Source organism: Listeria monocytogenes (genome assembly GCF_900187225.1).
Classification (GTDB): Bacteria; Bacillota; Bacilli; order Lactobacillales; family Listeriaceae; genus Listeria; species Listeria monocytogenes.
Genome location: NZ_LT906436.1, coordinates 871,439 through 896,650 on the forward strand (window position 1 = coordinate 871,439; position 25,212 = coordinate 896,650).

The 25,212-nt window shown below is 38.2% G+C and carries 26 protein-coding genes and 1 riboswitch; of the genes, 23 read left to right on the forward strand and 3 right to left on the reverse strand.

All coding sequences use genetic code 11. The annotated features are described in order from the left end of the window. Positions 1–49 precede the first annotated feature (49 nt). The 6 genes from sugR to CKV70_RS04390 all read left to right on the forward strand — a co-directional run bounded on the left by sugR (position 50) and on the right by CKV70_RS04390 (position 4,764). A complete protein-coding gene (gene sugR, locus CKV70_RS04365; protein ID WP_003721417.1) occupies positions 50–604 on the forward strand; it encodes an efflux SMR transporter transcriptional repressor SugR in 555 nt (184 codons plus the stop codon). Positions 605–620: 16 nt separating this feature from the next. After that, positions 621–962 carry a quaternary ammonium compound efflux SMR transporter SugE1 gene (sugE1, locus tag CKV70_RS04370; protein ID WP_003736027.1) on the forward strand — a complete coding sequence of 114 codons (342 nt, stop codon included), beginning with the start codon at positions 621–623 and terminating at the stop codon, positions 960–962. 2 nt (positions 963–964) lie between these two features. After that, entirely contained in the window at positions 965–1,285 is a 321-nt protein-coding gene (gene sugE2 / locus CKV70_RS04375; protein WP_003724784.1) for a quaternary ammonium compound efflux SMR transporter SugE2, read from the forward strand. 149 nt (positions 1,286–1,434) lie between these two features. Further along, positions 1,435–2,547, forward strand: a complete 1,113-nt coding sequence (locus CKV70_RS04380) for a D-alanine--D-alanine ligase (RefSeq protein WP_003732364.1) — start codon at positions 1,435–1,437, stop codon at positions 2,545–2,547. 63 nt (positions 2,548–2,610) lie between these two features. Next, the gene (locus CKV70_RS04385; RefSeq protein WP_031664984.1) at positions 2,611–3,984 is read left to right on the forward strand and encodes a UDP-N-acetylmuramoyl-tripeptide--D-alanyl-D-alanine ligase; all 1,374 of its coding nucleotides are present in this window, start codon (positions 2,611–2,613) and stop codon (positions 3,982–3,984) included. Positions 3,985–4,050: 66 nt separating this feature from the next. After that, complete coding sequence (locus CKV70_RS04390) at positions 4,051–4,764, forward strand: alpha/beta hydrolase (protein WP_003721422.1); 714 nt, start codon at positions 4,051–4,053, stop codon at positions 4,762–4,764. Positions 4,765–4,775: 11 nt separating this feature from the next. Here CKV70_RS04390 and CKV70_RS04395 read toward each other — a convergent pair whose 3' ends face one another. Continuing rightward, positions 4,776–5,801, reverse strand: coding sequence for a LacI family DNA-binding transcriptional regulator (locus tag CKV70_RS04395; RefSeq protein ID WP_003721423.1), 1,026 nt, complete (start codon positions 5,799–5,801; stop codon positions 4,776–4,778). A gap of 244 nt (positions 5,802–6,045) precedes the next feature. On the opposite strand from CKV70_RS04395, the gene CKV70_RS04400 reads away from it, so the two are divergent. From CKV70_RS04400 to CKV70_RS04450, 10 genes are all read left to right on the forward strand, one after another. Continuing rightward, positions 6,046–7,365, forward strand: a complete 1,320-nt coding sequence (locus tag CKV70_RS04400) for an ABC transporter substrate-binding protein (protein WP_003732367.1) — start codon at positions 6,046–6,048, stop codon at positions 7,363–7,365. Next, on the forward strand, positions 7,362–8,240 hold the full coding sequence (locus CKV70_RS04405) for a carbohydrate ABC transporter permease (protein WP_003724790.1): 879 nt from the start codon (positions 7,362–7,364) through the stop codon (positions 8,238–8,240). The genes CKV70_RS04400 and CKV70_RS04405 overlap by 4 nt, the downstream gene beginning before the upstream one ends. Continuing rightward, complete coding sequence (locus CKV70_RS04410; protein WP_003721426.1) at positions 8,227–9,060, forward strand: carbohydrate ABC transporter permease; 834 nt, start codon at positions 8,227–8,229, stop codon at positions 9,058–9,060. The genes CKV70_RS04405 and CKV70_RS04410 overlap by 14 nt, the downstream gene beginning before the upstream one ends. A 15-nt stretch (positions 9,061–9,075) precedes the next feature. After that, on the forward strand, positions 9,076–10,608 hold the full coding sequence (locus tag CKV70_RS04415; RefSeq protein ID WP_014600658.1) for an alpha-amylase family glycosyl hydrolase: 1,533 nt from the start codon (positions 9,076–9,078) through the stop codon (positions 10,606–10,608). A 1-nt stretch (position 10,609) separates the two neighbouring features. Further along, on the forward strand, positions 10,610–11,524 hold the full coding sequence (locus tag CKV70_RS04420; protein ID WP_014600659.1) for an MTP-1 family protein: 915 nt from the start codon (positions 10,610–10,612) through the stop codon (positions 11,522–11,524). Positions 11,525–11,545: 21 nt separating this feature from the next. Next, positions 11,546–12,613 carry a BtaManbiosPhlase gene (locus tag CKV70_RS04425; protein WP_014600660.1) on the forward strand — a complete coding sequence of 356 codons (1,068 nt, stop codon included), beginning with the start codon at positions 11,546–11,548 and terminating at the stop codon, positions 12,611–12,613. Continuing rightward, positions 12,610–14,283 (forward strand): phospho-sugar mutase, encoded by a 1,674-nt coding sequence (locus tag CKV70_RS04430; RefSeq protein WP_014600661.1) that lies wholly within the window; start codon positions 12,610–12,612, stop codon positions 14,281–14,283. The genes CKV70_RS04425 and CKV70_RS04430 overlap by 4 nt, the downstream gene beginning before the upstream one ends. 462 nt (positions 14,284–14,745) lie before the next feature. Continuing rightward, positions 14,746–16,308 (forward strand): degradosome RNA helicase CshA, encoded by a 1,563-nt coding sequence (gene cshA / locus CKV70_RS04435; protein WP_003732374.1) that lies wholly within the window; start codon positions 14,746–14,748, stop codon positions 16,306–16,308. 129 nt (positions 16,309–16,437) lie between these two features. Continuing rightward, on the forward strand, positions 16,438–16,614 hold the full coding sequence (locus CKV70_RS04440; RefSeq protein ID WP_003732375.1) for a hypothetical protein: 177 nt from the start codon (positions 16,438–16,440) through the stop codon (positions 16,612–16,614). 96 nt (positions 16,615–16,710) lie between these two features. Continuing rightward, positions 16,711–16,758: riboswitch (PreQ1 riboswitch) on the forward strand. A gap of 5 nt (positions 16,759–16,763) precedes the next feature. Further along, complete coding sequence (locus CKV70_RS04450) at positions 16,764–17,252, forward strand: QueT transporter family protein (protein WP_003721433.1); 489 nt, start codon at positions 16,764–16,766, stop codon at positions 17,250–17,252. 31 nt (positions 17,253–17,283) lie between these two features. Here the strand turns inward: CKV70_RS04450 and CKV70_RS04455 are convergent, their stop codons facing one another. Further along, on the reverse strand, positions 17,284–17,841 hold the full coding sequence (locus CKV70_RS04455) for a hypothetical protein (protein ID WP_009926385.1): 558 nt from the start codon (positions 17,839–17,841) through the stop codon (positions 17,284–17,286). Between the two features lie 102 nt (positions 17,842–17,943). Between CKV70_RS04455 and CKV70_RS04460 the strand changes: the two genes are divergently transcribed. Beyond that, a complete protein-coding gene (locus CKV70_RS04460; protein WP_014600662.1) occupies positions 17,944–18,942 on the forward strand; it encodes an amidohydrolase family protein in 999 nt (332 codons plus the stop codon). 15 nt (positions 18,943–18,957) lie between these two features. Further along, positions 18,958–19,269 carry a DUF2316 family protein gene (locus CKV70_RS04465; RefSeq protein WP_003721436.1) on the forward strand — a complete coding sequence of 104 codons (312 nt, stop codon included), beginning with the start codon at positions 18,958–18,960 and terminating at the stop codon, positions 19,267–19,269. A 32-nt stretch (positions 19,270–19,301) separates the two neighbouring features. Here CKV70_RS04465 and CKV70_RS04470 read toward each other — a convergent pair whose 3' ends face one another. Continuing rightward, positions 19,302–19,655 carry a winged helix-turn-helix transcriptional regulator gene (locus tag CKV70_RS04470; RefSeq protein ID WP_003721437.1) on the reverse strand — a complete coding sequence of 118 codons (354 nt, stop codon included), beginning with the start codon at positions 19,653–19,655 and terminating at the stop codon, positions 19,302–19,304. A 127-nt stretch (positions 19,656–19,782) separates the two neighbouring features. On the opposite strand from CKV70_RS04470, the gene CKV70_RS04475 reads away from it, so the two are divergent. From CKV70_RS04475 to CKV70_RS04495, 5 genes are all read left to right on the forward strand, one after another. After that, positions 19,783–20,949 (forward strand): MFS transporter, encoded by a 1,167-nt coding sequence (locus CKV70_RS04475; RefSeq protein ID WP_014600663.1) that lies wholly within the window; start codon positions 19,783–19,785, stop codon positions 20,947–20,949. 207 nt (positions 20,950–21,156) lie between these two features. Next, positions 21,157–23,175: a BglG family transcription antiterminator gene (locus tag CKV70_RS04480; RefSeq protein ID WP_014600664.1), complete on the forward strand. Its 2,019-nt coding sequence runs from the start codon at positions 21,157–21,159 to the stop codon at positions 23,173–23,175. Positions 23,176–23,189: 14 nt separating this feature from the next. Next, positions 23,190–23,519 carry a PTS lactose/cellobiose transporter subunit IIA gene (locus CKV70_RS04485; protein WP_003721440.1) on the forward strand — a complete coding sequence of 110 codons (330 nt, stop codon included), beginning with the start codon at positions 23,190–23,192 and terminating at the stop codon, positions 23,517–23,519. Then, positions 23,520–23,855, forward strand: coding sequence for a PTS sugar transporter subunit IIB (locus CKV70_RS04490; RefSeq protein ID WP_003721441.1), 336 nt, complete (start codon positions 23,520–23,522; stop codon positions 23,853–23,855). A gap of 19 nt (positions 23,856–23,874) precedes the next feature. Further along, on the forward strand, positions 23,875–25,200 hold the full coding sequence (locus tag CKV70_RS04495) for a PTS sugar transporter subunit IIC (RefSeq protein WP_003721442.1): 1,326 nt from the start codon (positions 23,875–23,877) through the stop codon (positions 25,198–25,200). The last annotated feature ends 12 nt before the right edge of the window (positions 25,201–25,212 follow it).

The following is a 25,212-nucleotide window of genomic DNA, read 5'->3' on the forward strand; positions in this document are numbered from 1 at the left end:
TTTTATTTGCTAGAATTTAACTAATGAACGTTAGTTAGGAGGTTGCTTTATGACGAAGAAACTGATTAAAGAAGTCGCGTTAACCCTTTTTGCGGAAAAAGGCTACGATGGGACGGCGCTTTCGGAAATCGCGAAAGCTGTTGGGATTAAGACACCATCGCTATATGCCCATTTTGCATCAAAAGAGGCCCTTTTTTTGGAAGTTTATCAAGATAGCATCCAGATGGAATTAACAGAACTCGGACGAGTAGCGGAGCGAGAGGATTTAGTTGGGGAAGAGAAGCTACAATCAATTTTCTTTGTGGCAACAGATTTTTCTAGCAATCCCGATGAGAAGAAATTTTTCCAGCGCGCCGTCTTTTATCCACCTAAGTCACTTTTTCAAGAATTAAAAGAAGAAACAAAGACATATGAACAACTGACGAATCGAATATTGCGCGAAACGTTAGAAAAAATAGTATCCGAAGAAGCACTTGTAAGATGGATGCACGTTTTTTATGCACTTCTTGATGGACTGAGTGTGGAACACGGCATTTATGATGAAACGGAATTTGAGTTGCGAAGAAAATCTGCTTGGGCAGTTCTTGCAAGTTTACTCAAATGAATTGGAGGTAAGGAAATTGGCTTGGTTTTATTTGATTATGGCAGGGTTATCAGAAATTGTTTGGGCTTTTGGATTAAAAGAATCACATGGTTTCACGATGTTAGGTTGGAGCCTTTTGACGATAGCATTTTTGATTGTTAGTTTTGGTTTGTTTTCGATTTCCATGAAGTCAATTCCGATTGGGACGGCATATGCGGTTTTTACAGGAATTGGGGCTGCAGGGACAGCTATTATTGGGATGATTTTCCTTTCAGAAGGTGTTTCTTTTTGGAAGATTGTTTCGCTTATCGTTTTATTGACAGGGATTATTGGTCTGAAATTAGTGGATGGCAATGAGTCTGAAAAGGAGGCTAAATAACGATGGATTGGATATTTTTACTAGTAGCAGGTTTATGCGAAATGGTCTTCGTTGTCATGCTGAAATTATCAGATGGCTTTAAAAAGGTTGGATATGCGATACTGACGATTATTTTTATGTCTGCAAGTTTCTTTTTACTATCCCTCGCACTTAAGACGATTCCAATCGGTACAGGTTATGCAATTTGGACAGGAATTGGCGCCGTTGGTAGTGTGACACTTGGAATGATTGTATTTAAAGAACGCAAGAGTGTTGGTAAATTGCTCTTTATTACGATGATTATTGCCGGTGTGGTCGGATTGAAATTAACATCTGGCGTTTAACAAGCTAGGTTGAAAAAGTCCTTTTTGGAATAAGCGTGTTCGTTTCTTATTTAAAAAAGAAGTTTTTTTCAACCTATTTTTTAGTTATACCTTTTCATCCTGTCAAAACATGGTAAAATAGATAAAGCGAATAATGACGGAGGGGTATTATGAAAACTAAATTAATTTTATTATACGGTGGAAAATCTGCCGAACATGAAGTTTCATTACAAACAGCATTTTCAGTTATCAATGCTTTGGATTTAGAAAAATTCGAAGCTGCGCCAATATACATTACAAATGAAGGCGAGTGGATTCAAGGACCGCTGCTTTCTGGGAAATTAGATTTTGTCGAACAATTACGTTTTTCGGCTACAGAAACTGTGAAACTTGCTGCGACTGAATCAGAGAAATCAGAAGGCGAAGCGATTAGCCCAGCAGTTTTAGAAGCAGACGGACAAGAAACAGTCGTATTCCCACTTTTACATGGACCGAACGGGGAAGATGGCACTGTTCAAGGGTTGTTCGAAGTATTAAATATTCCTTACGTTGGCAATGGTGTCTTAGCATCCTCTGCTGCGATGGACAAAATCGTGATGAAGAAAATCTTTGCAGATGCTGGAATCCCGCAAGTTCCAGCAGTTGCTGTTCGTTTAATTGATTGGAAAAATTATCAAGAGGAAATGGTTGCTGAGATGGAAGAAGTCCTTACATATCCTGTCTTCGTAAAACCAGCAAACCTTGGTTCGAGTGTTGGTATTAGTAAGGCAACAAACAAAAAAGAATTAGTGGACGCAATGACAGAAGCGTTTTTATATGACCGTCGTGTTGTTGTTGAACAAGGTGTCGTTGCTCGTGAAATCGAAATGGGTGTACTTGGAAATGATACGCCAGTTTGCTCTGTACCTGGCGAAATTTTGCCAGAAGGTGCTGTTGCCACATTCTACGATTACAAAGCTAAATATCAAGATAACAATACTGCGTTAATTATTCCGACTGAAGTAGATCCAGAAATCTTGGAACAAATGAAAGAATATGCGATCCAAGCGTTTTTAGGTCTGGACGCAAGCGGACTAGTACGAGCAGACTTTTTCTTAACGGAAGATAATCAGTTATTCTTAAATGAAGTGAATACAATGCCAGGTTTTACGCCGTACAGCATGTATCCTCTTCTTTGGCAGGAAACGGGCTTACCGTACGGAGCGCTGATTGAACGACTAGTTGATTTGGCAAAAGAACGCCATGCAGCTAAAAATGCACTTAAATATAAATTAGAAGACTAAAATAAACAAGAAAGCAGTTTTCAGATGCGGAAGCTGCTTTTTTATGGAAGAGAGCGATTTAATTTGAAAAAAACAGTAGGCGAAGTAGTAGCAATGTTAGATAGTTCCATCCATGTAGATGCATTTCGCGATGTCGTCATTACTGGCATTTGTTTTGATACAAGGCAAATAAAGTCAGGTGATTTATTTGTTCCGTTTGTAGGTAATTTGCGCGATGGACACGAATTCGTAAGTCAAGCACGAGAAATGGGAGCAGTAGCGACCTTTTGGCAAAAAGATGTGCCAAACCCACCAACGGATTTCCCGGTTATTTTAGTAGAAGATACGCTGCTTGCGCTTCAAGAATTAGCGGCGAAATATATCCAACAAGTAAAACCGAAAGTTATTGCGATTACCGGAAGCAATGGTAAAACGACGACAAAAGATATTATGGCAGCGATTGTAGAAACAACGTACAAAGTGCATTATACTGGTGGGAACTTTAATAACCATATCGGCTTACCATATACGATTTTAACGATGCCAGAAGATACGGAAGTTGCTGTACTTGAAATGGGCATGAATCATCGTCATGAAATCGAAGTGCTTTCCAAAATTGCCAAACCCGATATCGCGATTATTACGAATATCGGCGAGGCGCATATTGAATATCTTGGTTCGCGTGAAGAAATTGCCAAAGCAAAACTGGAAATTACTGCCGGGCTTAATCCAAGCGGGATTTTAATTTATCCACATGAAGAAACTTTGCTGCTAGGAAATATTAATGGCGATTTCAGACAGCTCACTTTTGGCAAGTCGGAAGCTGCGGAAATTTATCCGTTAGAAATTCGTGCGGAAGCGGAAGGCACTTCTTTTATAACTAATTGGGAGCCGGAGCTAGAAATTTTTGTCCCTATTATTGGTGAACATAATGTTTTCAACACAATGGCGGCGATGCTTGCGGCAAGAGAAATTGGAATTGAAGGCGAAAAAATTCAATCTGCGCTGAAAAATATGGAACGTTCTAAAAGTCGTTTAGAATGGATTACAACGAAAAGTGGCGCGCGTATTTTGAATGATGCCTATAACTCTAGTCCGACAGCGCTCAAAACGGTTTTAAAAACATTCATGCATATGGATTCGAGCGGCAAACCTAAATATTTGGTCCTTGCTGATATGCTGGAACTTGGCGATTTGTCGACAAAACTACACCAAGAATCAGCTGAGGTGTTAGAAAATGATACGATTCAGAAAGTTTTCTTATATGGTGATGCGATGAAAGCATTTGGAGAAGTAGCGGAATCGAAAATTGGTCAGGGAAAAGTTCATCATTTTGACACGAAAGAATCGCTTGAGACGGCGCTTCTTTCTGAAATAAAAGGAAATGAATGGATACTGGTCAAAGGTTCTTACGGAATGGGCTTGAAAGATGTGGTAGAAAATCTTATTATTAAGTAACGACTAAAATTGGACAGAACATATTACCACTTAAATGGTAATAATTTGGACAGGAGGAAAGGCATAATGGTTGCTTGTTTGTGTATTCATGGTTTTACTGGTTCGCCGTCCGAGGTGAAGCCGCTCGCTGACTATTTGCGAGAGCATACAGATTGGGATGTTTTAGCACCCACATTACCTGGCCATGATCACCTGCGCCACTTAAAAAATGTGACGTATAAAGATTGGATTGTTTTTGTAGATAGTATTTTAAGCCAAATGCTAAAAGAAGACGATGAAGTATATATTATTGGTTTTTCTATGGGTGGACTGCTCGCAGGCTGGCTTGCGAGACATTATCCGGAAGTGAAAAAACTAGTACTTCTAAGCACAGCCGTAAATGCAATGGAATGGCCACAACTTGTCGAAAATTCCAAGCAAGTATTAACGGAAGCGAAAGAAGTAACTCTCAAAAACAGCCCGATGTTCAAACGTTACCAAAAGAAAGTAACGGAAACGCCTTGGACTTCCACGCTACAATTCAAAAAAATGGTAGCTTTAGCAAAGCCAGTTTTTGAACATATTGAAATTCCAACTTTTATAGCACAAGGCAGTGCCGACCAAGTAGTTCCTGCTGAAAAAAGTGTTAATTTCTTAATGGAAAGTATTCCTGGTCCAAAAGAATTATTTATTTTAGAAGGTTCGAAACACGTGATTTGTCAAGATGAACAAGCGGACAAATTATTTGCAGCTGTTTTAACATTTTTGCAAAAAGATGTCGCTGTTTTAAATACCAAATAAAGAAAACCGATTCAGCTCTCGCTCGCTGAATCGGTTTTTTTATTTTCGCCAACAGAATCTCGGGCTATTAAATTAGTTGCAAGCGCCAGATGAACAAAACCTTCATCTGGTTTTCTTATGCGATTATACATAAGTTCGACAGCTTTCTCGCCCATAAAACTAAGGTTAGTACACATCGTTGTCAGCTGCGGATTACTTAGTACAGTAAACTCGGTATTATCAAAGCAAATAATAGATAAGTCTTTCGGAATATTATAGCCTTTCGATTGTAAGTAAGTGTTGAGAATAAATCCAAGACCTGAGTTGACGCAAAACCAAGCAGTAGGGAGTTCGTCTAGTTCGTCTAAAGTTCTATACAATGTAGTTTGTTCTTCTTTGATGCGAGTGATAGCATATTTTTTGTTAAAAGGAATGTGATAGTACTGCAAAGCTTTTTTGTATCCTTCTAGTCGTTCTTCATAACTTGGAGAAAAAGTTACATCACCAAGAAAACCGATTTTTTGGTGCTTATTTTGAATTAAAAATTCCACAGCCATAAAAGCACCGTCTTTGTTTTGACTAATAACTGCATCGGCTTTTAAATGCGGATCATGATGATCTATCAGCACTACTGGCATGCCGAGGTCGATCACTTTTTTACTATAATCGGTGTTAATATGCGACAGCAAGAAAATACCAGTCCAGTTCTCACTTGTAAGCTGCTCCGGCAATTGATTTGTTGCCGCTTCCTCATCCGTAACTGGAAAAATGATAAGTTCGGCTTGGTGGGCGATAATGCTTTGTTTCATATTATCGATAATTTCACCAAAAAAACTGCGCTGCGAAAGGGCGAAAGAAGTTGCTAAAAGCGCAAATTTTTCTTTGACAACCTCACGTGCGATTTCTCTTTTATATTTATAACCTAATTCATCTGCCATTTTAAAAACAGCTAGTTTAGTTTGTTCGCTAACCCCATTTTTATTGCCTAAAGCTTGCGAGACTGAATTTTTGGTTATATTTAGCCTGTCAGCAATATCCTGCATCGTAACTTTCTTCATGGTTCCCCTCCGTTTTCCTCTATTTATTCTATTATAGAAGTAAATTCACAAAATAGCAAAAATTTTATAATTAAAAAGTAATGTAGAAAGTAATTCTTTTTATTTTTGGCAGTAATGCATATAAAGCTTAATGATATTAGGTTTATTAAAAGTAATTATTGACATTACAAAAATGTAATGTGATAATGTAATCGTAATCAAGCGCTTACAATTACAAAAAAGTGGAATTAGGAGGATTATTGATATGAAGATTAGAAAAATTGCTATTGCAGCTCTTAGTGTTGTGGTTGCTGGGTCATTACTCACTGCTTGTGGTGGTGGGAACAGCAAAAGCGACGATAATGGTAAAACAAAAGTAACGTTTTGGGCAGCTCCAAATCCAACTCAAGTAAAATATTGGGATGAAATGGCGAAAGCTTACGAAAAAGAAAATCCAGATGTCACGATTGAAGTTTCCCAAATGAAAGAAAGTCCATCATCGGAAGCAACTATCCAATCAGCTATTGCCTCTAAAACGGCGCCAACAATGTCTGAAAATATCAATCGTAGTTTCGCTGCGCAATTAGCTGACAGTAAAGCGATTGTTCCTTTGAATGATGTAAAGGGACTTGATGATGTTGTCAAAGAACGAAACATGAGCGAAACAATGGATTCTTGGAAATTCTCTGATGGCAATCAATATGTGCTACCTGTATACTCCAATCCAATTCTTTTTGCTTGGCGTTTAGATACACTCAAAGAACTTGGCTATGATGCACCGCCAAAAACATATAGTGAAGCGCTCGAAGTTGGTAAAAAACTAAAAGCGAAATATCCAGATAAAGTGCTTTGGGCAAAAGGGGATTTATCTGATCCAACTGCTTGGATGCGCTGGTTTGATTTCTTCCCACTTTATGATGCAGCTTCTAAAGGAAATGCATTTGTAGAAGATGGCAAATTAGTAGCAGACGATAAAGCAGGAACAGAGTTATTAACATTTATGTCTGAATTGCAAAAAAATAAATTACTTCTTGCAAGCAAAGCAACAGATCCATTTGAAACTGGAACAAGTATCATGGCAGATAATGGCCCTTGGACTTTCCCGAACTGGGACGAAAAATTCCCAGAACTTAAATATAACGAAAACTATGCAATAACAGCACCACTAGTACCAGATAGCATGGTGAATGAAGAAAATGTTGCTACATACGCTGATTCGAAAGGCGTTGTAATGTATGCACAAGCGACAGATAAAGAAAAAGAAGCGGCAATGGATTTCTTGAAATTCGTGTACAATGATGACAAAAATGACTTGAAATTCTTAGAAACAACTAACTTAATTCCTGCGCGTGATGATGCAACAGAAAACGAAACTTTCACAGCTTTCTTTAAAGAAAATCCAGAACTCGAAGTTTATGCAGCTAATGTACCATATAGCATTCCTGCGATGGATGACGCGAAATATAATGATATTCAACAAATCATTGGTGAAGAAGCATGGAATCCGATTGTTCGTGGGGAGAAAAAACCTACTAAAGCTTGGTCAGATATGAAGAAAGCTGAGGACGGGGTGCTTCAAGAATGAAGCGGCGAAACAACAAATTGGGCTGGTCATTTACCAGCCCGTATCTCATATTCACAGCGATATTTTTCTTAGTACCGCTTGTTTGGTCAATTTGGTTATCTGTGACTGATTGGAACATGATGAGTCCGGAAATCAATTTTGTTGGCTTTGATAATTTTATTAAAGCGTTCACTAGTCCAGCAGTTCAAGCAGCCTTTTTTGTTACTTATAAATTTTTGATTGTTTTTGTTCCTATGGCGTTAATTATTTCGATGATTGTCGCGGTATTAGTGAATGGACTACCGAAGTTTAAAGGACTTTATTTGGTTGCGTTTTTCCTACCGTATTTGTCTTCAGGAGTTGTAACTTCGCTAATTGTACAAGGGTTGCTTTCATACAATAGTGCGCTGAATGTGTTTTTACGCGGGCATTTTGGTTGGGATATCGATTGGCTCGGAACACCAATGTCGGCGCTCGTTATTATTTCACTAATGATAGCTTGGAAAATGTCTGGTTATTATGCGCTCATTTTAATTTCTGGACTTGCTAGTATTAATCATGAAATTTATGAAGCTGCAGCAATGGATGGTTCTGGTAGATTTAGAACATTTTGGAAAGTCACTGTTCCGATGCTATATCCAGCTTTATTTACTGTGATTGTTTTAGCGGTGGGTGTTAGCTTTGGTATTTTCACCGAAGTTTACCAATTGACTGGTGGTGGACCGAATTTTGCAACAAATACATGGCAAATGGAAATTTTTAACCAAGCATTTGTTAACTTGAATTCTGGTTATGCTTCAGCGATTTCTCTAATGGCTGCTACTGTGACATTTGCATCAATTGGTGTTATTAAGAAAATGCTTGAGAAATGGGGTCAAAGAAATGGTTGGACATAATAGTAAAGCGGGTAAAATTGTTCGCTATATACTGACAACATTACTCATGCTGATCATGATTTATCCGTTTATTTATTTGGTTTTAAACTCATTTGCTGCTTGGGATCAGGTAGATAAAAAGTTGATTCCGACAGAATTCACTACTCGTTCGTGGGATTGGTTATTTGGGAATTCAGTCGTTGCGGCACCGGCGCCTTGGATTCATGCGTTTATTAATACAATTATTGTTTCCACCATTGCGACAGGCTTGATGTTGCTTTTCGGTCTAATGGTTGGCTACGCACTTGCAAAAGTGGATTTTAAAGGCAAAAAAATTGTTAACAATGCGATTTTATTTCAAATGTTTTTCCCGGCAATCATCTTGCTGATTCCGCAGTTTTTAATGATTACGGATTTTGGATTATTGGATACCTATGCGGGAATGATTATCCCAACGATGCTTAGCTTATGGGCTGTATTCATGTATACCAACTTTTTCAAAGCGATTCCAGACACATTAATTGAAGCTGCCAAACTGGACGGGGCAAGTGATTTGAAGATTTTGTTTCGGGTTGTGCTGCCAATGTCTAAATCAATTACGACCGTTATTTTCTTATTCCTTTTCACAGACAGATGGACGAATTTACTTTGGGATATGCTTGTAACGAAGAGTGATGGAACGGTCACGTTGAATGTGCTAATCTCGCAAATGTTTGGACCTTATGCAACCTATCCAGGTCCAATGTACGCGGCTTCGGTGTTGCTAACACTTCCGCTAATCATCTTGTTCTTATTCTTCTCGAAGAAGTTCCAAGAAGGAATGCAATTTACATTGAAATAAAAGGAGCGACTAAACTTGGAGTTTTGGCGTCGTAGTGTGTTTTATGAAATTTATATGAAATCATTTCAAGATAGTAATGGTGATGGTTTGGGTGATTTTAAAGGTTTAACGAGCAGATTAGATTATCTAGTGGATTTGGGAATTGATGGTATTTGGCTGACTCCATTTTATCCTTCACCGCAAGTAGATAATGGCTATGATGTTTCGGATTACTGTGACATAAATCCGGATTACGGCGATATGACTGATTTTCGAGCGTTTATGAAAGCGGCGGATTCACGAGGAATAAAAGTTATTATTGACTTAGTGTTAAATCATTCATCAACAGAGCATGCTTGGTTTAAGGAATCGCGTAGTAGTAAGACGAATCCTAAACGAGATTATTATATTTGGAGAGAAAAACCAAATAATTGGGAGTCGTTTTTTGGTGGTTCTGCTTGGGAAATGGATGAACTTACTGGCGAGTACTACTATCATAGTTTTGCAAAAGAACAGGCTGACTTAAACTGGGCGAATGAAGCTGTTCGCGCAGAAATAGAGGAAGTTTTAGCGTTTTGGTTGAATGAAGGAGTGGCGGGATTCAGGTTAGATGTTATCAATAATTTAACGCTCGCACTTGAATTTCCGGATAATCCAGTCGCATCTGGTGAAATGGAGCATGTTTATGACCGTAATCAGAGTGGATTAGAACAAGCGTTAGAGGATATCGCTTCCTTTTGTCGAAAAGAGCGCGACGTGTTTTTAGTAGGCGAAATTAGCTCGGATAAATTACCTGAAATTACGCGATATAGCTCGAAAAAAATGCTAGATGTCACGTTTAATTTTAATTTTGGCAGTGTTGATCAGCTAGATGCAAAATCTGTATTTACGACATTGAATGAGATGGAAACGGCATTAAACGAAGGGCAGTGGCCGACGCTTTTCTTTGGAAGTCATGATATGAGCAGGTTCAGAAGTCGCCTCGCATCTGGAGACTTAGTAAAGACCCAATTGCTCGCATTTTTAATGTTAACTGCGAAAGGCGTGCCGTTTATATACTACGGAGAAGAGGTGGGTATGCCTGATTTAACATTTTCTTCCGTAAAAGAGATGCGCGATATTCAAGGGACAGCCGCGTACTATCAAGCTTTACAAACTGGTACAGATGAAAAACAAGCACTCGAAATCGCTATTGAAAAAACGCGTGACAAAGCACGTGGGCCGATGATTTTCCCAGATGGAAAGCCATTTACTCTAGGTGAACCATGGATTAAAATGGCTACTTTGCCGGAAGAAGAAGCACGGATGATGTGGGATTTTTATCAAACATTACTCGCATTTCGTAAAGAAAATGATTTTAAAGAGATGGAATATACTTTTTTGAAGTTGGATGGAGAAGTACTCAGTTATCAGCGAGGTGAATTTATCTTTTTACTTCATTTTGGTGAGGAAGAGGTAACTTACCCGCTTCAGGGGAACTATCAGCTTGTTTTTGGAGAAGCGATGATGGTAGAAAATGGTATTAGAATGGGCGCGCATACTGGAATTGCGCTTAGAGTGGAGGAATAAAATGAATACAATCGAAAATTTGTTGCAAGTTTACCGGGAAAATAGTGCTGCGTTTGGGACACGTATCACGTTAAATGGTGCTGGCGACAAAGATGTATACAATATTACGGCACCATTTCATTGGCTAGGACAAGAATATATTGCAGGTCGAGTGGAGTCGCGTGATAGCGAGTTTTCGGAAGTACGCTTTTTTGAAAAAACAGAGACGGACAAATATCAATTAGTTGAAAATACGACTGTTTTAGCGCTACAAGATCCATTTGTTACATTTGTTCAGGGTGAGCTGATTATTGGCGGGGTAGAAGTTTTCCCGAAAGAAACGGACCCGACTATGTTAGATTGGCGTACTAATTTATATCGGGCAACCTCGCTTACTGATTTTGAGCAAATTCTTGCCGGACCAATTGGGATGAAAGATTTGCGCATCAAAGAATTAGCAGACGGACGCATTTTAGTATTAACAAGACCACAAGGTGAAAAGGGCGGTCGCGGGAAAATCGGCGCAATCGTTATGGATTCACTAACAGAATTAACTATAGAGAAAATTGAAGCTGCACCACTTTTGAAACGGAATTTTTCAGGAGAGGAATGGGGTGGCGGAAATGAGATTCATTTGTTAGAAGATGAGAGAATTGGCGTGCTTGGTCACATCGCTTGTTTTGATGAAGCAGGTAATCGTCATTATTATGCGTGTTCTTTTCAATTGAATGAAGATTTTTCTCAAATCGAGCAAGAAAAAATAATCGCCGAACGTGCTAATTTTGCACCTAGTGAGCCTAAAAGACCTGATTTAGCAGACGTTGTATTTAGCGGTGGTTTAATCAGGAATTCGGACGGGACTGCGACACTTTATGCAGGGATTGGCGATTCTGATGCACAAAAATTAGCAATTCCTGATCCATTTAAAAATAACTAATAGTAGGAGTTTTGAGTAGAAATGAACATTTATCGTTATGAAGAAAACCCATTAATTACACCTTTAGACGTAAAACCAATCCATGAAGGTTTTGAAGTGATTGGCGCTTTCAACGCTGGTGTTGCCGAATATAACGGCGAAGTGCTTTTACTTCTTCGTGTGGCAGAAAAACCAGTTAGTGAGGATCTGGAAATAGTCCTTGCACCAGTTTATAATGCGACAAGTAATGAATTAGAATTACAACAATTCCGATTAGATGATGAAAATTATGATTTTGAAGATCCGCGAATGATTCGCAGTAAAGCAAAACTAGAAGGTTTTTCGTATTTAACATCGCTATCGTATATTCGAATTGCTCGTAGTAAAGATGGTCATCAGTTTACATTGGATGAAAAACCGTTTTTATATCCGTTTAATGAGTATCAGACATTTGGAATTGAAGATGCTCGTGTGACGCAAATTGGCGATACATATCACGTGAATTTTAGTGCGGTATCTGAGATTGGTGTAGCGGATGCATTAGTGACCACAAAAGACTTCGAAAATTTGGAGTATCAAGGAAATATCTTTGCTCCTGAAAATAAAGATGTACTAATTTTCCCAGAAAAAATTAACGGAAAATATTATGCCTTACATCGTCCAAGTTTGAAAAGTATTGGTAATTTAGATATTTGGATTGCTTCTTCTCCAGATTTGCGCAGTTTTGGCGATCATCGTCATTTGCTTGGAATTCGTCCTGGTGAATATGATAGTGGCCGAGTTGGTGGCGGATGTGTGCCGATTAAAACAGAAGAAGGTTGGCTGATTTTGTATCACGGTGCAACAGAAGAAAACCGTTACGTAATGGGTGCGGCACTTCTTGATTTAAATGACCCAACGATTGTATTAAAAAGAACGAAAACACCTATTTTAGAACCAGTTGCCGATTATGAGAAGAACGGTTTCTTCGGTGATGTTGTTTTCGCTTGTGGGGCCATTCAAGAAGGCGATACACTGCACATGTATTACGGTGTAGCGGATACTTCCATGGCAGGTTGTGATATGAAAATAAGCGAAATTTTACATCAGTTAGAAGTGGAAAACAAATGACTTGGAAACACTATTTGAGTGCTTGGCAAAATGCCGATTTATCAAATGAGTGGCGCCGTGAATTACAACGAGTGGAAGAAGAGCAGGAACGTTTTGATGGTTACTTAACATTTGGAACTGGCGGGATGCGCGGTAAAATGGGTATTGGAACAAAGCGCATCAATTTTTTTACCATTAGACGAGTAGCGAAAGGTTTGGGAGATTATGTTGTCGCAAACGAAGGAGCCGAAATGGGCGTTGCAATTGCGTTTGACTCTAGACATCATTCGGGTGCTTTTGCGCAGGAAACGGCAAAGGTCCTAGCGGCGCAGGGTATCAACATTTATTTATCCGATTCGATTCGACCAACACCAGCTTTATCATTTTGCGTTCGAGAAAAGGGGGCATTCGCGGGCGTAGTGATTACCGCAAGCCATAATCCTTCTATCTATAATGGTTTCAAAGTATATGATAAAAATGGCTGTCAAATCACATTGGGTGTAGCGCAGGAAATTGCTGGCTATTTAGAAAAAATAACGGATATCTTTACTATACCAGTGCGCGAATTACCCAATCCACTCGTGACACCTCTAGGAAAAGAAATGGATGATGCTTATTTAAACGCTTTAACAGCAGTCGTTTCTCGCCCTGACTTGCTTGCTGACTACGGGAATGAACTACGGATTTGTTACACGCCGCTTCATGGTGCCGGAAAAGAACTCGTTATGCGTGGACTTTTGGAAAATGGATTTTCGGAAACGACCATTATTGCAGAACAAAGCGAACCGGATGGGGATTTTCCGACAGTGATTTCGCCTAATCCGGAAGAAGAAAATAGTTTCGACCTAGCCAAAAAGCTGGCAAAAGAAATACAAGCCGATATTATTTTGGCAACAGATCCTGATGCTGATAGACTGGGAGTGGCTGTTTTAAACAAGCAAGCTACGTACCAAATTTTAACCGGAAATCAGCTAGGCGCATTGCTTTTACAGTATATTTTAGAAGCCAAAACGTCGGTAACTGGGGCGGATACGATGATTAATACAATTGTCACGGGGGACTTAGGTGGAAGAATCGCGCATGACTTTGGAATTAATCATATCCAAACGCTTACTGGATTCAAATACATCGGTGAAAAAATAGCCGAAATGGAAGGTACGGAAAAAAACTTCCTTTTTGGATACGAAGAAAGTTACGGTTATTTAATCGCGCCATTTGTTCGGGACAAGGACGCCGTGCAAGCAGCATTACTTACAGCAGAAATGGCCCTTTTCTATAAAAAAGAAGGAACAACACTTCTTCAAAAACTAACAAATTTATATGAAAAGTTCGGCTATCATAAAGAACACTTGCACACGATTACGCTAGATGATAGCGATGGAACTACTAAAATGAATCAAGTAATAGACGCTTTGCGCAAAGAGCCAACTTTTATTCCCGGCATAACGGTTTTAGAGGACTTTCTAACGAATAAGCGAACCAATCTTTCAACGATGGAAATGACAAACATAGAGCTACCAAAAGAAAATGTTTTAAAATTTTACTTAAACGATAACGCCTGGTTTGCAATACGTCCTTCTGGAACGGAACCGAAATGCAAAATCTATTTCCAAACTATCGGTGAAACAGAAGAAATAGCGACAAACGCTATGGATGAGTTGAAAAAACGCGTTTTAGCCAAATGGGATTAATAAAAAGCTGGAAATTGTTTTCGGACGATTTTCAGCTTTTTTTTAAAAGATTTATCTATAAAAATCGCTGAAAAACCCGGATAAGCGTACATTTAAAAAGAATTAAGTTTTTTTATTCGATAATAGCAAGGAAAGATAAGCTTTTGACGTTGAAAAGAAATAGTTAGTGTGTTATGATGATAGATGGAAGTTTATTAGGTTTATATTTAGCCTAGTGATTAATGAGGGCTTTTTTATTTGATGCGTTAGAACTGCTATAATGGCAGAGAAAATTTCTGATGCCGTGAATCATTTTGCTTGGTGCGCCCAGGCTTTTCTATTGCAGAAAAATGAAAATGAAAGATAGCAGTTTTCATAAAAACAACTGCAAATGAACAGACAAACAATCGTAATAAGCGTATTGTGATGAATTATAAAAGTAGCTCTCCTACCAAACTTTAAACAGGTAAAGGAGAAATGACATTGACAAAATTTTCGGAGTTCGGACTGGACGAAAAAATTGTAAAATCAGTAAATCGGATGGGGTTTGAAGAAGCAACACCAATCCAAGAAAAGACAATTCCACTAGGATTAGAAGGTAAAGACTTAATCGGGCAAGCACAAACAGGTACTGGTAAAACAGCCGCTTTTGGTCTTCCAATGATTCACAAAATTGACCAAAAGAGTAACAACGTACAAGCTTTAATTATTGCTCCAACACGTGAACTTGCAATCCAAGTTTCAGAAGAGCTTTATAAACTTAGCTATGATAAACATGTACGTGTGCTAGCGGTTTACGGTGGTAGTGATATTAGCCGTCAAATCCGTTCACTTAAGAAAAACCCACAAATCGTAGTTGGTACGCCAGGACGTATTTTGGATCATATTAACCGTCGCACACTGAAACTAGATCACGTGGAAACACTTGTACTAGATGAAGCAGACGAAATGCTAAACATGGGCTTCATTGATGATATCGAAACTATTCTAAAAGAAGTACCAGCAGAACGTCAAACTTTACTATTTTCTGCAACAATGCCTGATCCAATTCGCCGTATCGGTGAACGTTTCATGCATAGCCCAGAACTTATTCGTATTAAAGCAAAAGAAATGACTGCACTATTAATCGAACAATTCTTCGTAAAAGTGCATGAAAAAGAAAAATTTGACGTATTATCTCGTTTATTAGATGTTCAAGCACCAGAATTAGCAATTGTTTTTGGTCGTACAAAACGTCGTGTAGACGAACTATCTCGCGCGCTTGATATGCGTGGTTACGTGGCTGAAGGTATCCACGGTGACTTAACGCAAGCAAAACGTATGAGCGTACTACGCAAATTTAAAGAAGGAAAAATTGATGTTCTAGTTGCAACAGACGTAGCAGCACGCGGACTTGATATTTCCGGTGTAACACATGTATATAACTATGATATTCCACAAGATCCAGAAAGCTATGTTCACCGTATTGGTCGTACTGGTCGTGCTGGTAAAGAAGGTATGGCGATTACATTCGTACAACCTCGTGAAATGGGTTATTTACGTATTGTGGAAGAAACTACGAAAAAACGTATGCAACCACTTCAAGCTCCTACATGGGACGAAGCATTTGCAGGCCAATTACGCGTAGCAACTGAAAAAATTCAAGAAGCAATTACAGAAGAAAACTTAGCTGACTACAAAACGTTTGCTAACGAACTTCTTGAAAAATACGATGCAACTGACATCGCAGCAGCAATGCTTAAAATGTTAGCGAAAGAACCAGATAAAACTCCTGTCCATATTACTGAAGAGCGTCCATTACCATCCCGTGGTGGCGGTGGCTACAAAGGTAAAAATGGTAAAGGCGGCAAAGGTGGCGGCTATCGCGGCGGAAGCGGCAAAGGCGGAAGCTACCGTGATCGTAACAACAGCGGTAAAGGTCGTCGTAGCGGCGGCGGTTCCGGTGGTGGAAGCGGCTCTGGCGGTGGCGGCAATCGTGATCGTCGTGGCGGCGGAGAACAACGCAGCGGCGGCAACAAAGGCAACTACTCACAAAAATCTAAATAAGATTATTAGACAAATAGTTACCATATAGATAGACTGTAGATAAAGAAGATTTTAACTTTATCTACAGTCTATTTTTTATAAATGCTAGTGATTAAACGATTTCATTGATACGGGAGTGTGGTGCTAGTTATGAAGATAAATAAAATTATCGAATATATTGTAGTAGCAATCATCGTTTTGGGGTGGACTTACTTCATTGTCATTAAAGAAATTCTCCCTAAAAATATAGGATTTATTTCATTAGTAATTCTATCAATAGTTCTTTATTTTGTAGGGAAATGGTTGAATGGAAAACATAGCACATAAAAAAAACGGCTATACTCTAAGTAGCCGTTTTTTTATGTGCAATAAGTCATTTACATTAACTTCCAAATATGAGAAAATAGCATGTTGGCAAAATTGCCACACGTGGTTCATTCATACCATCCCACGTAAAAAAACTAGGAGGAAAAATAATGAAAATGAAAATTTTGACGGTGAATGCAATTATCGCTGCACTGTATGTAGTGCTCGGAATGATTGTCGCGCCCATTGGGTTTATGGCATTACAATTTAGAATACCAGAAATCTTTAACCACCTAATCGTTTTTAATAAAAAATACTTTTGGGGTATTATCGTAGGCGTTTTTATTACGAATTTGTTCTTTTCCGGATTGGGTTGGATTGATTTAGTTTTTGGCGTAGCACAATCGGCTATCTCGCTTTTACTAATGATTGGCATTTCTAAATACGTTAAAGGAATTATTCCGCGGATGATTATTAATACGATTCTCTTCTCTGTAACGATGGCAATTATCGCATGGGAGCTAGTAATCGTTTTTGACTTACCTTTCCTAATTACTTGGGCAACAACAGCTGCAAGTGAATTCATTGTGATGGGCGTCGGGATTCCGCTAATGTATCTATTAAATAAACGGTTGAATTTCCGTAAAATGATTGATTAAATAAGAGAGTCTAAGGGAACTTAGGCTCTTTTTATTTTTGTAAAAAGCGAGCTGCCTCCTGTATCAATTCAACTAATTGACCATTCGTATAGTCTTTATTCGATTGCTGAATTTCTGCCGCTAAACTTAAAATCATTCTAGCAAAACAATTAGGAATAAAGTTACTATCTGAAAAGGAAATTTCTTTTAACAAACTAATTCGAAGTATTTCTCCAGATACCACATCTAAAAAAATATTTTCAGCGCGGCTCCAAAAAATTGCTTGAAATAAAAGCGGGTTTTTTTGGATGGAGCGGAGGATTAAGCGTTGGATATTTTCTTTTGTTAAAATAATTTGGTCGAATTCCAAAGAGAAGTATTGCATGGTTCGTAAAATCTGGACTTCAATAATTTGAATAATCTCTTCATGATGACGGTAAAAAGTGGCTCGTGATATTTGGGCTTGTTCACATAAATCTTTTATTGATATTGATTCAAAAGTTCTACCTTCCAGATAAAACCTCTCCAAAACCGTATATAGTTTGGTTTGTGTTTTTTGTGTACGTAGATCAACATTCAACGGTTGATGAACTTTTATATAGTTATTCATAAAAACTCTCCTTTTTATGATACATAATTGTTATTAGTGTATCGAAATGTGGCTATTTTAGCAACTCAAAAAGGGGTATTGTTTACTTAAGGAGGAATGAACATGAAAATTATAACAATAGAAGAACATTTTGAATCCGAAGTAATTACGAATGAAATCAATAAAGTCACTGGAAATTTAGTAAGTGGACAGGTTAGTCCGGAAATGTTTCAGTATATGCAAAAGGAACTTCCATCAGCGGCGGAAATGCAAGATACGGAAAAACGATTAGGCTTTATGGACCAACATGGTATTGATATGCAAGTACTCTCTTATGGAAATAGTTCTCCGCAAAACTTAGATCCAAAAATTTCGGTATCTCTGTGTAAGCGAGCAAATGATGAACTAGCGAAGGTGATTCAACAAAATCCTACGCGATTTTCCGGTTTTGCTGTCTTACCAGTAGGCTCACCAGAAGATGCTGCTATTGAATTAAAAAGAGCCGTAGAAGAACTAGGTTTCAAAGGCGCACTTGTGAAAGGGCAGTTTGAAAATAAATATTTTGATAATAGCTTTTATTATCCGATTTTCGAAATGGCAGAAAAACTAGATGTACCGATTTCGTTCCATCCATCGTTTATCCCAGAAACTATTACAGAACAATATTTTGCCAGTGATGCTTGGTCTGATGTAGTCACGGGGGTATTTTCATCTGCTGGTTTTGGCTGGCATATGGATGTGGGTATTCAAGTCGTGCGGATGATTCTTTCGGGTGTTTTTGATAAATTACCAAATTTAAAAATCATTACAGGGCATTTAGGTGAAATGGTGCCAATGTTTTTAGAAAGAATGGACGATACACTCGGTCACTGGACAACGCTTGAACGCAAAATTTCTGATTATTACCGGACAAATGTGTACATTACACCAAGTGGTTTATTATATCGAAACGAATGGAAATTTTTATTAAATGAATTAGATGAAAATCATCTCATTTATGCGCTAGATTATCCTTTTGTAAAACCAGAAAATGCTGGAACTTTCCTAGATATGCTTGATTTAGCGGATGAAGTGAAAGCAAAAATTGCTCATAAAAACGCAGAGAAATTATTACATTTATAAAAGGTGGAATTCAAAATGACTTTATCAAAAGAACAAATCAAAGCAACGAAAAGTGAATTTGCGGAGAATTTGGCGCTTGCGGATTTAACGATTGTCGAAGTAGCAAAAGAACTAAATACAAGCCAAGTAAAAATAGAACGGATTTTTAATCTAAAGCAACGTTCTTTAAATGATGGTTGGATTTTGCGGAATTACTTACTTAGAAAGGTTACGGAAGTAGGGAAGACACCAGTTCCGTTTACAGCGCTCAGTGGGGATTATCATGGATATTGGTTTTTAGATGGAGAAGAAATTGATTCAGGGATATTAAGTAAAGGAAATCATTAAAAATAGCCACCCAAGAGGTGGTTATTTTTCTATTAATCTCGTTTCAACAAAACAATATCCTCATTCTTCGTCAGCAATAAATCTACATGATTCTCGCCCCATAAGCAAAGTTTGTTCAAAATCTCCGACAACGATTCGCCGTATTCGCTCAAAGAATACTCCACTTTTGGTGGAATTTGCTCGTAAACTTTACGGATAATAACGCCGGATTTTTCGAGCTCGCGCAATTGTTGTGTGAGCATTTTTTGTGTGATGTTGGGGATGAGTCGTTTTAATTCGCCAGTTCGTTTTTTGCCTTCGCGTAAATGGCAAAGGATGACTGGTTTCCATTTGCCGCCAATAACTTCTAGTGTAGCTTCGACGCCGATATTATATACTTTAGTCATCAAAATCCTCCTATAGGCACTTTTTAGTATCTATATGACTTTTAAGTACCTTCTTGTTATTCTGTACGGTATATAAGATACTGTATAACAGAACGAAACAATTTGCAATTTTTTAGGGGGAAACAATGTGGATATGAAAAAAGTGAATCCTAATTTGACACTTTTAGCGCTAGCAATTAGTGCGTTTGGGATTGGTTCAACAGAATTTATTAGTGTGGGGCTACTTCCACTGATTTCTTCTAGTATGGGTGTGTCGATTAGCACGGCTGGTTTGACAGTATCGATTTATGCGCTTGGTGTAATGGTCGGAGCGCCGGTTTTAACAACCGTGACGGCGAAGATGAATCGTAAAAATCTGTTATTATTAGTAATGCTCGTGTTTCTAATAGGTAATCTTGTCTCTGCATTTGCTGTAAGTTTTGGAATGCTCCTTACTGGGCGCGTAGTTGCGGCCTTTGCGCACGGGGTGTTTATGTCGATTGCTTCTGTTATCGCAGCCGATGTGGTTCATCCGAGTAAACGGGCTAGTGCAATTGCGGTGATGTTTACAGGGCTGACTGTGGCGACTGTGACAGGGGTACCACTTGGGACGTTTATCGGTCAACTATTTGGCTGGCGGATGTCATTCCTGTTTATTGTTGCGATTGGTGTGATAGCAATTATTGCTAATTTTTTCCTTGTGCCGAAAAACTTATCTAATGGAAAAAGTATTTCGTTTAAATCGATTGGGCAATTGTTAGTTAATAAAAAAATCGCGAAGGTGTTACTCATGACGGCGTTTGGTTATGGTGGTACTTTTGTGGTTTATACGTATTTATCGCCGATGTTTAGCGGAATGGGCTATTCGACAAGTATGATAGTTATTTTACTGATTGCTTATGGTGTGATGGTTGCGATTGGGAATACGATTGGTGGGCATTTTGCGAATGAGCGTCCTGCCAAAGCACTTTTCATTATGTTTAGCTTACAAGGTGTGACGTTGTTGTTGCTTCAATTCACTTCAGGAAATGCCATTTTAGGTTTAATGACTATTATGCTAATGGGATTTTTCGCGTTTATGAATGTGTCTGGTTTGCAACTTTATGTGGTGCAATTAGCAGAACGGTATTTGCCAGAAACGGTTAGCATGGCTTCTGCGCTTAATATTTCTGCGTTTAATATTGGAATCGCACTCGGAGCATTTATCGGTGGATTAGTAACAGAATATATTGGTTTAAGTTATACACCAATTGTTGGATTTTTGATGGTTTTCATCGCAATTATTTTAACTTTCTATATGAAAAAAGATAAATAGTTCAAATAATAGGCCTTTTACAGTGAATGTAGAAGGCTTTTTTGGTGCTTTCAGTAGCTCCGACCTATTCCGGCAAGGTTTTTTTCCAGTTATAGTAAAATGGATAGTTTTTTTGTCCCGACAGGTCTGACAAAAATAGCTATATAGCTTATTGTAAGCCCTATCATGAAAATGATAAATTGAATTTAGAAAGAGGAGTGATACCTGATGAAACTAAATCAGCAGTGTATTCAAATTTTAGATTTTCTTATGGAGCAGGAAGATTTTAAAAATATTGGTTATATTTCTAACGCGCTTGGTTGTTCGGAGCGCAGTGTTCGTTATAGTTTGGAAAAAATTGATATTTTTCTCCATGAGCAAACATTACCAGCTCTTATCAGACATACGAGGAAAGGGGTGCTACTTCCGGAAAAGAATATCGTAAACCCGGTTGTGCGTATATTCAAGCAACAAATCACACCGAAAAAATACCGTTACAGCCAAGAAGAAGTACAACAATTTTTACTGCTAAAACTGCTTTTAAGTGAAGAAGTGCTCCCGGTTACTTATTTTGAAGAAGTCCTGTTTATTTCAAGATCCTCTGTGCTAAATCATCTACGTGCGATTGAAGGAGAACTTTTTTTAAATAATTTAGATTTATCTCACCAACCGAGGCATGGTTTTCTAGTGACTGGAAATTTAATTACGAAAACATCACTTTTTGCTAGAAGTTTCTTGCGTTTTATTAATATCCGCGAATTTTATCAGTTTTTAGATTCGGAAAATAGCTTATCTAAAAAGGGCGAGTTATTTTTCTATAATCTTTTTGAATTGGAGATTTTGCAGGAAGTGAATCGTGAGGCGCATTCGGTGGAGGAGAATATGACGCGTGCAATGGATGAGCAATTATATTTAACGTTAATCGCGATTTTACTGAAACAGCATGAGGCAAAAGCGGATTTTCAGTTTACGGCAGATTTTGTGGCAGTCGATGAGCTCGATAAGGCGCTAGAAATAATTATTGGGTCACTAAAACAGTATCAATATGGACGCGAAGATGAGGCGGTTATTGAAGCGTTTGTAACAGGTATTTGCGAAAAAATGGGTGAAATTTATCAAGTGGATTTTGTGCATGGGGATACGGATTTTTATACACAAATCAAAGCGCATATTAAATTAATGATTCGGCGCGTTCGGGCTGGAGTCATTATCGAAAATCCTATTTTTAATGAATTTATGCGAGATAATCGGGAAATTTTTATGCGTGTGAAGGAAAGCTTGGAAGCGTTAAAGCCGCTACTCCCAATTTCAGTTAGCTCTCAGGAAATTTCATTTTTAGCGATATACTTTGCTTCCGAGGTACAACGCAATAAACAAACCGTTGAAATGAAACCAAATTTACTAATTATTTGCCCAGAAGGTGTCGCGGTTTCAAAAATGATTGCAATTCAGTTAAAGCGAATGTTTGAGTTTGAGTCGATTCAAACGATTGGGCTTAGAAAGTTCAAACGCGCGATGATGAATGATTTTGATTTTGTGATTAGCACAGTGGATTTGCCTGATATGCAAGACACGAAAGTACTCCGAATTCACAGCTATTTGCAAAAAGAGGATATGGAATTACTGCAAAAACATTTACGGATGAAACTCGTCAAAAGTGATAAACAGATTATTAATAAGTTTAGCAAGATTTTAGCAATTATTGGCGAAAATACGCAAATTACTAATTTAAGTAAATTAGAATTCGATTTATTGGAAGCGCTTATATCGGATGAAGGAGAAACACCAAAAAGGCTTATTCCAACATTTGAATTTACAGAAGAAGCTATTGTTATGGAAGAAACATGTCCTACTTGGCGCCAAGCAATTAAACTTGGGACCAAACGTATGGAGCAGTTAAAAGTCATTGAACCAAGTTACCACGAAAAAATTATCCACAATTTAAAAGTATATGGGCCGTATATGGTCGTTGCACCAGGCGTGGTAATAGCGCACGCAGGGGCAAGTGATGGAGTTTTGATGGATGGTATTGGAGTGACGATCATTGAGGATGGCATCATGTTTTTCGATAGGTACGAGGAGCCGGTTCATGTCATTTTCACATTAGCTTTAAAAACAAAAGAAGCGCATTTAATCGTGGAACAATTAATGAAATTAGCGCTGAATGAAGAAAAAATGCAAAAAATTAAAATGGCTAGCTCAAAGCGTGATATTTATCATTACGTTAAGTCAGCTATCTTTGAATGAAAGAGGGTTTCATAATGGACATAGAAAAAATATCGTTTTCATTAATTTCACTGGCGGGGGATTCGTTTTCTAAATTAATTGAAGCACTACAGGCTGCAAAAGAATCAGATTCAGAACTAGTTGAACAACTTTTAAAAGAAGCAGATGACTTAATGATTGAAGCACACAAGGTACAAACGGAAATGCTGATTCAAGAAACAAGAGGGGAACAAGCAAATTTTTCCGTCTTACTCGTGCATGCGCAAGATACTCTAATGAATACCATCTTAGCATCAACTTTAATTCGCGAAATGATTGAAATGCATCAAGAGATTAAAACATTAAGAAAAGAGGAGGAAAAGTAAATGGAAATCAATCAATTACATGTACTTTTAGTTTGTAACTTAGGCGCATCTACAGGGGTAATGGTTACAAAAATGAAGGAAATTGCCCAAAATAGTGAAAAATTAACAAACACCGATGTAAAAATCGAAGCGCATCCAGCAGGAGAATTACGCGAGCATATTGAAGACTTTGACGTTATTTTAGTCGGTCCTCAAATCAAACATCAACTCAAACATTTAAGTGAAATTGCGGCGGAATATAATAAACCAATCCAAGTCATCGATACGAAAGATTACGGCACTGTTAATGGCGCAAACATTTTAAAAGACGCAATTATTCTTAAACTGAACAAATAAAAAAGTGGAGGGAAACAACATGTCGAGTAAAAACAAACAATCTTTTATGAACCGTTTTATTGCTTTTATGGAGAAATATTTTGAGCCTGTCGCAGCTAGAATTGAAAAACAACGCCATATTTCCTCAATAAAAAATGGGATGATTGCTTTGATCTCGGTTTTAATTATTGGATCATTTTCGCTGATTATTTCAGCAATCGGGAATATGTTTCCAGCAGGTTCTGTTGTCAAAGAATTCTTTGTTCAAAACGCAGCAGCACTTAACTTACCGTTTCAATTTACGTTTGGATTACTATCGATTTATGCAGCTATAACGATTTCCTACAGCCACGCAAAACAAATGAAAGTGCCTGTGTTACATAGCGTGATGGCTGCTGTTATGGTGACACTCATCCTCAATACGAAAATGGTTGACGGGGTTCTTAATACAGAATTTCTGGATTCAAGAGGACTATTTATCGCCATTTTTGCAGCACTGATTTCTGTAGAACTTATCGGCTTATTTATTAGAAAAAATATTACGATTCGAATTAAAGGTTTACCAGCGGGGATTGCGACTACTTTTGAAGCAATCATTCCATTAGTAGTACTGCTGTTCAGTGCTGTTGGACTCAGTATTTTAATGCAAAGTGTCACTAGCGGTCAAATCATTCCGGAAGCCTTTACGACGATGCTAGCTCCGGCGATTAATAGTATCGATACGCCTTATGCGGTTTTCCTTATTTGTTTCCTTGAAATGCTATTCTGGTTTATCGGTCTGAATGGTTATGCGATTTTGATTGGTTTTGTACTTCCATTTATGACGCAATATTTAGGAGCGAACGCGGCTGCATATGCGGCAGGAGAACCAATCCCGCATGTATTTGCGCCAAACTTCTGGGATTACTTCATGGGCTTCTCTGGTTCTGGTATTACAGGTGCATTAGTTATCCTTGCGCTATTTAGTAAATCAAGAGAATTGAAGGCGGTCGGAAAAGTGTCCGTTGTTCCAGCAATTTTCACAATTTCTGAACCAGTTGTATTTGGTTTACCGATCTGTTTTAATCCGTATTTATTTATTCCGTTCGTACTTGGCACGCCAATTTTGGCAGTAGGGCAATGGTTTGTGTTCCACTTTGGTTGGGTTCGTCCGCCGATTGCGAATGTTGGGGGGACACCGATTCCTCTCGCGCAGTATTTGGCGACAATGGATTGGCGCGCGATTATTTTAATCATCTTCGTTCTTGCGGCAGCCGTTTGTATGTACTACCCCTTCTTTAAAATGTATGAGAAGAGCTTGATTAAAGAAGAAGAAGTTGTATCAGAACGTCAAGCTGCCCACGATGCGCTAGACTTGGATTTCTAATAAGAAAGGTGG